General features: G+C 65.6%; 8 protein-coding genes. All 8 read right to left on the reverse strand.

The window, feature by feature from the left end; all coding sequences use genetic code 11:
* Window positions 1-539, reverse strand: a 539-nt coding sequence (locus VFZ20_RS21770; RefSeq protein ID WP_329686055.1) for an Ig-like domain-containing protein, incomplete at its 3' end; no start/stop codon positions are given.
* A 394-nt stretch (window positions 540-933) separates the two neighbouring features.
* Window positions 934-1,443 (reverse strand): SRPBCC domain-containing protein, encoded by a 510-nt coding sequence (locus tag VFZ20_RS21775; RefSeq protein WP_329686056.1) that lies wholly within the window; start codon window positions 1,441-1,443, stop codon window positions 934-936.
* Window positions 1,440-1,778, reverse strand: coding sequence for a metalloregulator ArsR/SmtB family transcription factor (locus VFZ20_RS21780; protein ID WP_329686057.1), 339 nt, complete (start codon window positions 1,776-1,778; stop codon window positions 1,440-1,442). Before VFZ20_RS21780 ends, VFZ20_RS21775 begins: the two co-directional genes overlap by 4 nt.
* A 701-nt stretch (window positions 1,779-2,479) precedes the next feature.
* Entirely contained in the window at window positions 2,480-5,311 is a 2,832-nt protein-coding gene (locus tag VFZ20_RS21785) for a hypothetical protein (RefSeq protein ID WP_329686058.1), read from the reverse strand.
* Entirely contained in the window at window positions 5,308-8,397 is a 3,090-nt protein-coding gene (locus tag VFZ20_RS21790; protein WP_329686059.1) for a hypothetical protein, read from the reverse strand. Before VFZ20_RS21790 ends, VFZ20_RS21785 begins: the two co-directional genes overlap by 4 nt.
* 15 nt (window positions 8,398-8,412) lie before the next feature.
* Entirely contained in the window at window positions 8,413-10,554 is a 2,142-nt protein-coding gene (locus VFZ20_RS21795; RefSeq protein WP_329686060.1) for a hypothetical protein, read from the reverse strand.
* A gap of 31 nt (window positions 10,555-10,585) precedes the next feature.
* Window positions 10,586-11,779, reverse strand: a complete 1,194-nt coding sequence (locus tag VFZ20_RS21800; RefSeq protein WP_329686061.1) for a hypothetical protein — start codon at window positions 11,777-11,779, stop codon at window positions 10,586-10,588.
* The gene (locus tag VFZ20_RS21805; RefSeq protein ID WP_329686062.1) at window positions 11,776-13,452 is read right to left on the reverse strand and encodes a hypothetical protein; all 1,677 of its coding nucleotides are present in this window, start codon (window positions 13,450-13,452) and stop codon (window positions 11,776-11,778) included. The genes VFZ20_RS21800 and VFZ20_RS21805 overlap by 4 nt, the downstream gene beginning before the upstream one ends.
* Window positions 13,453-13,556: the final 104 nt, after the last annotated feature.

Here is a 13,556-nt window from a genome sequence, read left to right on the forward strand (position 1 = left end):
GACGCCACGCCGTTGGCGCCCGTCACTGCGCTGGGCGCCGTGACGGTGCCGCCGCCCTGCACCGTGAACGAGATGGTGATGCCCGGCACCGGCGCGTTCAGCCGGTCGCGCACCACCACCTGCAGCTGGTTGGGGAGCGCCGTGGCCACGGCGCCCGTCTGCGCGTCGCCGCCCGCGGCCGCGATGCTCGTGGCCACCTGCGCCACCTGCACCGTGGCCGTGCCCGAGGCGCCGCCGGCCGTGGCGGTGATGGTGGCGGAGCCGTTGCCCGCGCCCGTGACGATGGCGCTGTCGCCGCCCGCGCTGGCCACGGTGACGGAACCGGCGCTGGAGGCCCAGGTGACGGCGGCGCCCGTCATGGGCTTGCCGTCCTGGTCGTTGACGACGGCGCGCACCATGCGCGTGGCGCCCACGGCGTCCAGCTGCAGGCTGCCGGGGGTAACGGAAACGGCGGTGGCCACCCGCGCGGGGGTGCCTCCGTCGCTGCAGCCGGCAGCGAGCAGGAGGACGGCGGAGGCGAGCAGGGATTTGCGGATCACGGCGAACTCCGGGCAGGCAGAACGGGGGAGTACGGGCCGGGCGCTGGGGGGCGCGCCGGGGCGGACGCGACGGACGGGAGGTGCGCGCCCCCGCGCAGGCTCGCGCGGATACGCGGGATCGCGCGCCGCCCGCGCACCTGAGGGTGCGGGCGACGTCTCCGGCGTGCTCGTCGGTGGGTCGGGAATGTCGTCTGGGTGTGTCCCGGTCCGTCCGCGCGCGGCGGACGGACCGGACCCGAAGGATATACCAATTTGCACTCCCTGGCAACCGATCCCGCCCCAAATCGCAGCAAATCGTCTCGAAGCCAGGCCCGGCGCCGCGGCGGGAACAAAGGAATGCCCCGCAACGGGATCCGTTGCGGGGCTTCGTCCAGGGCGCCCGAATCGCCGTGGACTATCTCGTCGCCTCCACCTGCGCGCTCATCGACATCACGTGCGCGACGAACTGATCGAGCGCGATCTCGGTCCCCTCCAGCCAGCCGGACGTCCTGTTCGCCTCGAGGTCGGCCTCATCCCGGTGCAGCGCCGTGAACACGTAGCGTGTGCCGGTTCCCACGCGTTCCATCGACATGATGGCGGTGATGGGAACGTCGTCGAAGACCGCCGGGCGATAGCCGGGAAACAGCATGGAGGTCCACACGAGCCGCTCCATGGGAACCACCTCCAGGATGCAGCCCAGGTTGGGGACGTCCTGGCCGTTCGCCACCGCGATGTCGATGCGGAGGATGCCGCCCGGCCGCAGGTCCATCTCGGCGTGCGCCACGCGCCCCCAGTCCCGGGGCATGTACCACTCCTTGAGGTGCTCCGGCCTGGACAGCGCCTCCCAGACGAGCCGCACGGGCGCGTCGATGAACCGCTCGATGGCAATGTCGAGCCTGGGATCGAAGGTGACCTGCTCGCTCATGGTTCTGATTCCTTCTCCTTGAGGTGTTTGACGTACGCATCGAACCGGTCCAGTCGCGCTTCCCACAGCCGGCGACGCTCGGCCAGCCAGTCTTCGGCGACCCTGAACCGCTCGGGCGCGATCTCGTACGTCCGCACTCGCCCCCGCTTGGACGACGTGACCAGCTGGCTTTGCTCCAGCACCGAGAGGTGCTGCACGAACGAGGGGAGCTGCATGTCGAACGGCGCCGCCAGCTCGCTGACCGTGGCGGGGCCGAGCGAGAGCCGCTCCAGGACTTTGCGCCGCGTCGGGTTGGACAGGGCGTGAAACACTTCGTCAGCCGCGGCTTGGGCCATTCCCCACCCTCCGGATGCTCGGGTGATCCGATCTGACGATGGGATTCTACAGTACGACGAATACTTCTGTCAATGCCTAAGTATTGGCGATCGGGGAAGCGCGCCCGGGACGCGGGCCCCGGTTCGTGCGCACCTCCCGCGGCACGAATCGCGAGCAATCGCGTGAGGGAGGTTGTCTGACGGGTACTGTTTTGGGTACCACGGAGCCGGACGAACAAAGCCCCCGCAAGCGAAATGCTTGCGGGGGCTTTGCTTATGATATGGGCCTGGGCCGATTCGAACGGCCGACCTCACGCTTATCAGGCTCGTGAAAGTAGCGCCACCGAGCGCCATAGAGCGCCAGAACACGGGTTTTGCCTACATATAGCGCTCGATAGCGCCCGATAGCGCCCGATGGCGCTCGGTGGCGCTCGCCATAACCGGCACTGTTTTGGGCACTGTTTTTTGGCACTGTTTTTTCCCAAGGGCGGTTCCCCAGCATGCGAGGCTGGCTCCAAATACATGGCATCCCCCTCGGACCGTTGCAGCGCCGCGGGACTGCTTGGGGGCCGCGGCAGGTGATCGGCGCCGTCTGGTCAGGGAACGGGATGGCGCCCACGGCTCCACGGGCACGCGACTCGTGGTTCGGTGGGCGCTCATAGCTTCTCTTCCGGTCGGGGCGGCGAGCCGCCGCCGGGCCGCGGTTCCGGCCTGAGGCAGCGTCAACGCGGGTTCTTCCGCAGCCACTCCCGGATCATGAGATCCTGAATTTCCGGGAAGACCCTCTCCATTAGCCGAACGGCGTGTTCACTGGTGGCAGGCCGCGGCAGATCGTCCTGGTAAATCGCGATGGTGATCCCCACCGCGGTCGCAGGGTTCAGCAATCCCACGGGAGGGATCTCGTTGATTCGTCGCCACAACCCATCGTCCGCATAGTTGGACACCCAATCCGGCTCCTGCGACGACCGACTCCGCCCCTGTGTCTGCTTCGGAACAGCGAGCAGCCCGACGATCAATGCAGCCCCGTTGTTCCGCACCGCCTGTCCAAACTGGGCCACCTGGAGGTTTCCCGCTCGATCGAAGTACAGCAATGCCGGCACATGGGGGTCTGTGTCGGGTGCGTATACGTAGTCGTCGGGGTCTCTCTCGATGCGATCTAAGAGGTCCGCCTGGTCGGGCATCCGGGCCAGGAGGCGCTGCACGTATCCGGGACGCTCGAAAGCCCGGCTTACCGAGTTCCACCGGAGTCCCGCCGCGAGGAGTTGCTGGTACGGTTGAATCGCCTGCGTCTGCGGATACACCGGTACCGTCGGCGTGCCGGTCTTCGCAAAGACGTAGACCTCCACGCGGTCGGCCCCCGCTGCCTGATCGAACGCGGTCCGAAGATTCTGGACGTTGTCACTCAGCGCTGCCGCCGTGCCTCCCTCGACCACAAGCTCCATGGCGTGCAGGACGCGTCTGCGCACGCCAGGGTGGAGCATGCGCTCCGTTAACCGTTGGGTGGCCGGCCGCGTTGCAGCTTGAGGGGATGTGGCGAGCAACGGGGTCACGTCGCGCCCGGTCATGAGCCGGGCCATCGCGGCCGTGAGAGATACGTTGGTCCAGCGACTCTTCTCGCCGCCGAGGAGCATCGAGACCCACTGCGTCCGCAGATCATTCACCAGGTCAAGCTTGAGGTTCGCCCTTGGAGGAGAAACGTCCATGAACGGCCGACGGAGCACCATCGAGTCCGGCCCCCGGGCCCCGCTTGTCAACGCCTGCAGTACGGGGTCCCATACTTCGAGGTGATACCCCTGTTCCTCCCAGCCCTGCAGGGGGTTGTTGCGAGTGCCGGTGCCGGGGTTCCCGAGTACGAGCCCATTCGTTAGCGCGCGGAAGTTTTCCTGGGGCGCCCAGAGTCGGTGCAGGCTCGTCACCTGCTGGCAGGTCGGTCCCTGTGGAACACCCGCGAGTATCGCCTCGATTGGCACGGAACCGTCGCCTAGCCGCAGTCTACTCGGTCGGCCCGTGCGGGGGGGGAGGCAGGTCGCGATGCGGTTTGGGTCCGTACCTCCGCTGCAAATACCGGGGTGGGCCTGCTCGGCGCGTCCCAGCACGATTCCAAGGGAGGCCATCTGGACGAGGTAGTAGTTGGACGAGTGCTGGATGAACTCCTCCAGTTTGATCCAGTCGGCTCTTCCATGGCTGTTGTCGTATCCGGCCACCGTGCACCCGAGGACATCCGTGACCTCCCTGCCAGACACCCCGTAGACCTCGAGATCCAGCAGGGTCGGGTACATGCTCGCCATCGCGGCAGCCCAGAACGGCTTGAGCGCTGAGCCGACCGGGTGACTCACGAGGTTCTGATTGCGCGAGAGCCGGTTCCGGGTAGCCTCCGGGATCGACGGGTACCGCTGCAGAATCGCGTCATCCGGGCAGCTGGGCAGAGCCCGGACCTCTCCCGTAAAGGCATCCATCACGGTGAGAGAGAGGCCCTTCGGACGGGTCGACCGCACGTGGATGGAGTCGCAGACGATCCGCAGCGTTCGGACCAGCGCTTCCGATGTCTCCAGGTCGATTCCCATCTGTACGTCGAGCGCTCCGACGTCGCGGGTCCCCAGACCCTGTTCCGCGCGTGCCGACAGAGACCTCGTCATGGCGGAGGCGAACGGCTCTAAGACCGAGCGGAGATCCTCGATCGGGTAAAGACGTTCCCGGTCCGCAGGTCCGGGGCCTCGGATGCGCATGAACGATGCGCTCGTGTGGCGCTGCTCGAGATCCACCGTCAAAACCCGCTGGTCGTACCCCCGCGCCGGTGAGCGGACCTGTGCCTGGAGCCAATCTCCATTCTCCAGCCGGCGCAGCTCGCCCTCGCCCGTTCGCAGCAGGCGTCCGTTCAGCCACACCTGATCGTCCCGCTGTTCTTTGTTCGTCCGGATCTGGTACACGGGCGACTCGCCGATCATGAAAACCTGCCCGAACGGCTGGTCGTTGGCCACGAGATCGAACACCGTCCCGCTCACGATCTGGGGTTGCTGAAAGACCCGAACTCGACGCTCTGTCCCACGGGTCGCGCCGCTCGCCGGCTTCAGTACCCGAATCTCCATTCCCTGCTCATCGTACAGAGTCGCCCCTCGCTCCTGCGCCCGCACCCGCACCTCCCCGGACCAGCCGCGATGCGGGGCGGTGGGCATCAGGACGGTGTGGAAATCGGGATTGATGCCCCGCACCACGCCGTTGACGATAACGAACGGGGAAATCGGTGCGATGGGATCCTCGTTGAATCGACGGACATCTTCGGCCAGGCGGCTCTGCTCGTAGAACAAGCGAACCGCCTGTGATGCGCTTCCGCTGTCGAAAATCAGGGTGTCTTGGGAGGCCACTTGGCGTGTGCCCGGGATCGTGTCGCCGGCTTGCACCAGGAACAGGAGCCCCGGGCGGACGACCAGGCTGTCCACCCCCGCAAGGTAACCGGACGGGCGCCAGGTGAAGGGAGGTGGCTGGCGCATCGTCCCGACCAGGGTGGCCGCAAGCGCAAGCGCCAGCAAACCGGAGAGGAAGCCGAAGAACCTCATGGAGAGCTCCGGGCGTCGGTGAGAGTATGCACTCGATGATACTCGAGGGTGATCGCTGCCAAGCCGAGCAGGGCGAGCGATTCCAAGACGTCGCTCAACGAGTCGAGGCCCAGCAGATAGACGTTCTTCCCCGTGAAGAGCGTAATCCCGTAGTTACTGAGGATCATGTAGACGCCGGCCAGCGCCAAGGTCAGGAGCGCCGTCCCGGCGATCAGCGCGGGACGAGGCGGGATGTCCAGCCAGCGAGTTCTCGGTACCACTGTAGCCCCGGAGCCGAGGCTGACGAAGGCCAAGAGCGCCACCACCAATGCTGTCCCGACCACGACGTAGTGGATGAGCACGTTTTCGATCGCCCACGCCACGAGGCCCACAACCCCGAACACCCCGGCCCAGGCCCAGGCTGCGCGACGATTGCTCTGGTCCTGTGGATCGCCTGAACTCGGCCAGAACGGATCCAGGGGAAGGAGCAGCGCCCCCAAGAGGAGTAAGGTCCCAGCGATCGCCAGCCAGCCCCCGTACGCGGCGATGAAGGCGCTGGGGACGTGCTCTCGAGGCGCCGTGACAGCAATGTCTCCGCTGACGGGCACGCCGAGAAAGCCCCGCCCCACGAGGCTTCCCTCTCCAGTCGTGTAGGCGCGCATGATCGCGCTCATGACGCTGAGCCGTTCGCTCCGCTCATGGCCAATGTCCACGAGGGCCTCCGGGATGCGCTGCTCAATCAGGCGTAGGTCGTTGTTCTGCCAATCGCGTACACGCAACGTCTCTCCCTCCAGTCCATCGAGTAGGCGGGGGCCGCCGAGCAATAAGGGGTTGGCCTGGATCAAGACGAATATCAGCAGGGGCGAGAGTAGCAAAGCCCTGGTCAGGACAGGCGCCGGATTCGTGGACGGGAGTTGGATGCCCAGATACGCGAGCAGGACAAGCGAGCCCGACCCTCCGACCAGGAGGATCCCCAGGTCGCCCACACCCAGAGCGACCACGGCATAAGCGATTCCGAGGAATAGGACCAAAATTCCTGCCAGCGCGATCAGCCGTCCCCGGACGGTGTCGCCTGTCAGGGCGTTCAGTATCCTGCCCAAGGCGGGCAACGGAGGTTCCCGACGCGCCCACCATGTCTTCAACCGGGTCCACGCATTGATCGAGGCGCTCGTGCGAGGGAGCGATCCTTCCTGCCAGCGGGTCAAGAGCAGGGCCAACAGGATGGTCAGCACGGGCGTGTACAGGATGCTGAGCCCGAGTCTCGTGCCGAAGACCGGGATCATCTCCCGATACCAGGCGAACCCGAGACCGATTCGTACGGCGATGAACAGGAAGGTGAACACCACAAGCACTCCCATGGACCAGCGCCCCACGGACAGGGCCGCGCGACGGATCCAGGGCGCGGATACAGCGACCCCAAGTACCAGTATTCCGCCGGTCAGCATGGGGAGCATCCACCGACCAGTGATCAGCCAGCCGAGGCACGCGATCAGGCCTCCTACTACTGCGTGTCCACTCACCACTCTCCGTTCCTCGGGCGCCATGAGCATGCGGAGCCACCCGCGTATGCCTCCCGGGCCGATGACCATCCAACGTCCGGCGTCTGCCAGCAGCACGACAGTCCAAGGGACAAGGGGTACGATCCACAGAGTGGAAGGGTGGGAGTCTGCGTATGGAGATGCCAGGAACGCTCCCATCCCCAGCAGCAGCCGGGTCGAGGCCAGCCCGAGGCCGACCAGTGCGAGCGCGAACGTTGCGGCCGATTGCGGGAACACGAAGGCGGCGCTCGCGAGCGCGAAGACGCCGACCAATCCGAACACGAGAGCCCAATCGAACGCATGGCGGTCCACGCGCATCAACAGCGCGGGACCGTCGGCGCGGCTGAGCGGGAGAGGGCTCCCCAGGGTCCACTGCGCTACTCCTCCCGGCGTACGCACGTCAAACGACTCATCACGGGCTGAGTGTGGAAGGGACAACTCGGCTTCTCCTGAACCGCGCAACGGGTTCCCCACCTCTCCCAGGAACAGCGCCCGCCGCGCCAGACTCTGCGGGTTAGCGGTTAGCCGAATCCGCCAGACGTTTTGGGGCTTGCCATTCGCCTGGAGGCTCAGATTCTCGAGCACCGAATCCGTGAGCGTGAAGATTCGCGGTCGTAGCGGATACACATCGATCCATCGCCCGATGACGTCCACCCGCATCGACTGGAGCAAGCGGATCCCGTACCGCTCGGGCGGGGTGAGGCGGTACGAGCGGTAGTCCATCGTGGGGGGCAGCGCCAGCGCGACCCGTTGGCTCCCCTCTCCCACACGCCAGACGACCGCCGTGTCGGCCGTTCCCGCGGGGAGCGTACTCAGCTCGGAGTCCAAGTCGGCGAGTCGTAAGATATTGTTGTCGTAGTAGAAGAAGCTGGACAGGAGGGCTGGCGGCGCGGTCTTCGCCGAGTCCAGCTCCAGCAACACGTCCGCGAGCGGGTAAACACGCCGGAACGGGTCGCGGCCGGAACGGACCCAGGGACGGGCTCCTTCCATCAGGGGGAGGTCAACTGTGCGTCCGCTGGCGAGATCGCGGATTCGGTGCCGTACCGGCTCGTTCCAGGGCCGAGAGAGGGGCTCCGCGGTAAGCGTCAGGCTATCATTGAGAAGTGCAACTGTAACCCGAGTCCTGGGATCTATGGCTCGGCTACCGACGATGTGCCAGTTCTGCTCGGTTGGTTCGCGAACCAAGGTCGCAACGCCCACGTCCGGAATAGGGACAAGGACGACGCGGTCAACCCGGCTGAGCGTATCCAGCCGAATCTCCAGCCGCGCCAACTGAGCGGGCAGTCGACCTGGGACGTACAGATCAGACGAATCCGCGTCACCACCGAGCTGCAAATTCGGAGTCACGAAGATGCCAGCTGTGTCCAGTACTGGAAAGCGCGCGCCGAACATCGTGATCCGATAGCGGTCTGCGCGCGAGTGGGCGGTCCAGACTGCCAGCAAAATCATCAACATCAGGATCCCGACCGCGGCGAGGCGGAGCGGACGCACCGGTGGGAGTTCAGCTTGGATGGAGTGCCAGACAATGCCGGCAACACCCAGGCCGATTCCGAGCAGAAGCAATCCCATGCGGGTGAGTTCGCGTCAGGAGGAAGGAGGGGACGTCTGTGAGGAGGCTACATGAATCTGCTCTGCACCAGGCGGCGTTGCGACGCGTTCACCTGACTTTTTCGGAAGAGGTGGCCATCCGCCTCGTTCCCGCTGATAGGATGAGGTGGCCACCAGACGACGGCGCCAGACGAACAGGATGACTCGATTGACGAACAGGACCACGATCATTCCACAGGCAACGAGCAGCACCAACCCCCATCCGACCGGGGAACCGAACCTCGCTGAGACCCACCCGGATTTTTCGAAGACATACTCCACGTCGTTCCACGAGTACGGCGGAAGCATCTCCGCAGGCGAGAGGGCTGCTCCCCGGGCGAGTCGATAGTAAGCGTTGAGGGTCGGAGCCAGATCGGATGAGGCCTCCTGCGCCCCCCGGTCAGCGAGACGCAGCCTCAGCGAGTCGCCAATCCGATACGCCGGGTCGCGCAGCAGCGCTTCCTGCCACCGCCGGAGGAAGTCGCCATCACCGTCCATGCGAGTCCTCCTCAGGCTCGAGAGCTGCCGTAGCGGTCGTCGGAACGGACGCTCTTCTCTGCTGCGGGCCGCGCTCTCCATCTTCAGGCGAATCGATTCCACGGATGCAGGCAGCCCTCCATTGAGTCGAGAGCCCGCTACGAGCAGCAGTTGGCTCCTCATCTTCGGCGACGGGATTGACGCGCCGGAGCAGAGGTGGTGCTGGAATTTCGTAGTCTCGATGATCAGGGCGGCCTGCGTGGAGTCCAAGGGGGCCAGATCTCCGCTTTCGAGGCGATCCTGGAACGGCCTCGTATTTAGGCCGCGCTCAATATTGACGAGCATCGCGCAGAGGTCCACGTGCTCCGCGGTCAGCGCCTGTACATAGTTGGGTCGCCGCAGAACCCGCAGTGCTATGGCCGCGCCCACGGTTTCCACTCTTGGATCCGGCGCCTGTTGATTCGCGAGAAGCATCCCGTGAACGTTGGATACAGCCCAGAGCAGACCGTTCGGGAACGTGTCCGCTCCCGCCGGTGCGCTCCCGGGGGCGGTCTGCTCGAGACCGTAGCGCAGTACGGGCAGGAGCGCGCTCCTTTCCGGAGCAGGGTACTGCGTGCCGCGCAGCAGCGCTCGATGGAGCGAATTTCGCGAACCCACTACGCTGTCCACGTCCAAGTATGCACTCGCCAGCCCCGTAAGCAGATCAACCGTGGTGATATGCGTCGAGTCCGTTGAGGCGCAGCGAAGCGCGTATAACGGGATCTCGTGCCGTGCGAGATGCCCGTATGCGTGCGGCCCGTCGTCGACGAAGTGGTTTGAGTGGTTTACTGCGTAGCGGAAGTGAGTGATTGCTTCGGCCGGGTTGTTCAGTAGCGCGATGCGCGCGCCCAGATAGCGCGCAAGAACCGCCGCGGCCGTGCGCGCCGGCTCGGCCTCACCGGAAAGGAGTCGCCTCCTGGCCTCTGTGGCGGGGAGGTTCACTTCAGGCCACCCGTGCTCCTTCCGGTCGAGTTCGGGAACAATCTCGTTGATGTAGACTCCTTCCGCCGAGCGGGGGTCTCCCTGGAGGAAAAAGGCACGCGCACGCGCATACGACCGGAGAAAGGCTTCGTCCGGCCCCTGGGTGGCGAAATCATCGAGCGCTCGAACCGCGTCTCGAGCTCTCGACCCGCCGGGGTCCTGACCGATCTCCGTATCAAGCACCAGCAACCGGCTTCTGAGACCCGTGGAGGCAGGGGCCCCCATGGCACAGATCGCCGGTGGATCGGCCAGGCTCAGGAAGTGCCCCCAGGGTTCCGCCGATCCACCGGCGAGTTGCTCCTGTATCCCGCTCTGCGCTCGTGTGACGTAGTCCCAGGTGTGTTGTAATGCAGAGGCGAAGATCGCCTCGCCTGAGTCACTTTTCACATACAGCGACCGGGTCGAGGTGAGCGCGTGCTCCAGCTTTTGGCTGCGCAGGATCAGCCACTCCCCGTAGACCACACCCGCGAGGATGACCAACGTCACGGTCCGGCGAATCCGGCGCACCCATCTCGGTGCACACCGGTTCCGCAGCACCCTTCGGCGTAGCGGCGGCGGCAACATTGCGAACAGCCACTCTCGCGCGGCGCGGGTCGCAGACTGCCACCGCGTGCGGAATTTTTGGCTCGGGTTGGCCTTCACGGGGTTCTCCTAAGTGGCTCGGCGGAGGTACTCAGCGGCGGCCAGGTTCGCGGTTCGTTGTTTCGGGTTTCCGTTTGTCACCCCAAGCAGAGTCGCTCGGTCGAGGGAGGAACCAGCGCGCCGGCAACCAGCTCCTCTCCCACGGAAAACGCCCGAAGAACTCGTCCAGCGCCTCACCTCCGACCAACTTTGCATCGCTGCGCTTCACCTCCATTTCGACCGCATCGTACCGCACCCCCGGCCCCGAGCCCTTGATCTCGATGGCGTCTAGCGTGTGGACGTACTGCACCGTGAAGTCTCGGGTCAGGCGGTGCAGGTCGGCGTAGAGTTCCGGCATGTGGCTCCGCAGGAGCTTCGCTGGGGATGCCCAGTTTCGGTCGGGCGCGTCGAGGGGCGAAACGAGCCGCGGGAACAGGTCCGCCTTGGTCAGCGCGACGAACACCGGGATATCGATTCGCGGCCAGTCCGACTCGACGTGCAGCAACTCATCCTCGTTGCGGGGCGGTTGCGTCGGCGCTCCCCTCAACCGAGCGCGTGCCAGGTACACGACGTGTAGGACCCGCTGCATCATCTCTTGATTGATTCGCATGGGCACGTCGGGAGCCGCGTTCCTCAGCCCGAGCGGGATGTGCTCCTCATCCAGGACTTCCTTGTTCGACGGGTACCACAGCAACGGGAAGCAGATGGTCAGGATGAGTCCTTGGATTTTCTGCGCCATCCGCCACAGCACCTTCTCGATGTACAACTGCGTCTCCGGGGAGTATTCGGCGTCCAGATCCGAGTAGTCGGCGAACTCCTCGTGTACGAGCGCATCAAGGTTCTCTCCGGAGAGATCCATGATGCCGAAATGAGGGAGCGCCTCCGCACGCGTCCTGTTCCCCTGGCTCGAGTCGCCCCACACAGGCCGAAGAAAGACCCGGTCGCGCGCCGTCCGCTGGTGAAGGTAGTCGAGCCGAACGCTCCGGTTCTTCCGGTATGCGTTCCACATGATGGCCAGGACCGTCTTGCCATGCCGCGAGCTTCCCGCGATTCCAAGGAGCGGCCCGACCTTCTTCGCGAACTGTTCCAGCTCTACCTCCAGCTTCGCCTGTCGTTGCGGGTCTTGGAACGCATCGGGGCTGACGTCGATCTCCACGACGTTCAGCATCTTGTCCAGGCGCTCGCGGTCATCCGCTTCGATCTCGCTGGCCGTCAGCGTCTCGACCTGCGTCGGAGGCTCACTCATTGACTCCCTCCCGGAACGTGTGCGGGGCTCTTCAGAAACACCATCCGCGAACGCGGTATCGAGGATCGGGGACGGGGAGTAGGAGGCTCCCGCAGTTCCCACAACAGGAGAGCCGTCGGCCGGGGCATGTACGGATCGAACCATCGGTCGAGGAGGTCTGCCATCTCCTGGGGTCGCTCTCTACGGGCTTGGCTGAAGGCACTCCACCGCCCCGTCAGGATGCGGGCGAGCCAAGCGACGTACGCGCTTTCATCCTCGGTGGGGGCGTTTGTCCTCACTCGTTCGTCCACTGCGGCTCGGAGCACGCCGAGCGCGAGCAGGTCGACCACCCTGGGCGCGCGCGGCATCGCCGCCGCCATCCAGTGGGCGATCGCGTCGGGATCCGCGCGACGCGCGAGCGAAGGCAGTACCTCCAGATCCGCCTCCCGGATCGAGGGGCGCATCGACACTACCCACGTGAGCTCGCCCGCCAGCGCGTGCTCCTCGTTCGACAGACGGCGTGCCCCGGGCCCGGGAAGTGCCAGATCGCGAAGTGCAGCCAGAACCTGCGAGTCGGGACAGTACCGCTCGTCCAGCGGAATGCGTGCGGTGCGGTTCTCTGCGAGGATTCGGGCGGCAGCCGCCTTCCGGCTTATACCATCGCCGTAGTTGGTTGTGGAGCAGAGGAGCAGCCGCACGAGACGCGCCCGCCCGGCGGCATCGTCCAGGGGGTCCAGCCACGCCGCTCCTGTGCGCGGCTCCGGGAGGGCGCGCGCCACCTGCTGCCATCGTGCATCCGATTTCCCGTCCAGGAACCCCGATTTGGCCGCGGACAGGAGCCACTCCCAAGGCACGGCCACACGGGCCAGATAGATGGCCACCGCCCCATCGTCCTCCAGAGACAGGGCCGCTCGTGCCCAGTGGGGCGTCCCCCAGACCCGCCCCGGCACCACGGAGCCGGCTGGCTCAAGATGAAAGAGAAACCAGCTGATCACCTCCGGCTTCGGAAGTGACGCATCTTCGGTAAACGTCTCTATTACGGCCTCCATCCAGGCACGCGCCGTGGGATCTTGCAGCGGCAACTCTTCCAGCCAACTCGGCAGCGTCCGTGCTGCGCTCTCCAGCCCCTTAATTCGAGTCAGAAACGCCGTTCCGCGGCTTCCTCCGGTCGCCACGTAGCGAGCGATCGCTCGCAGGCAGAGCGCTTCCACGTCGGCATTCCCGGCACAGTTCGGAACGCTGGTCGCCCTTCGCCGAACAGTTTCGGAAGCACCAGGACCGCCTGGGAGGAGATGGGCTTCCCACAGCCCGTTCAGCAGCGCCTCCACGACTCGGGGAGCGCTTTGCAGCGCGCTGGCGCATCGAAGCCAAATCGCGAGGCGAACGGTCGCCTGCGTTCGGCACGCGATCAGGGAGCGGATGGTATGGGAAAGGAACGCACTCTGGCGCTCGCGCGGATAAACCCGGATCTGCTCCTGGACCTCGGTGCCGACAGCGCGAACGGATTGTTCCTGAAGTCGGTCGAAAGCCACTCGTGCGAGGAGCCACCCCGCCGCTCGATCCTTTGGATCCTCCTGCAGCGCCTGCACGAAGGTGTGAAAGGATGTCCATCCTTTGGGGGCGCGGGCGCGGTGGTCCCATTCCACCGTGCGCCACGCGCGGAGTGCCTGCCGACGGCGAAGCTCGTCGCGCACGAGGACCGTCCAACCTGCCTCAACCTCTTCGAGGAGGTGCGGAATTGACTTCCCGCACGCTACCCGATCTGCCATAAGCGCACGCCCCGCTGAGACATCGCGAC

This window comes from Longimicrobium sp. (assembly GCF_036280135.1).
Lineage (GTDB): Bacteria > Gemmatimonadota > Gemmatimonadetes > Longimicrobiales > Longimicrobiaceae > Longimicrobium.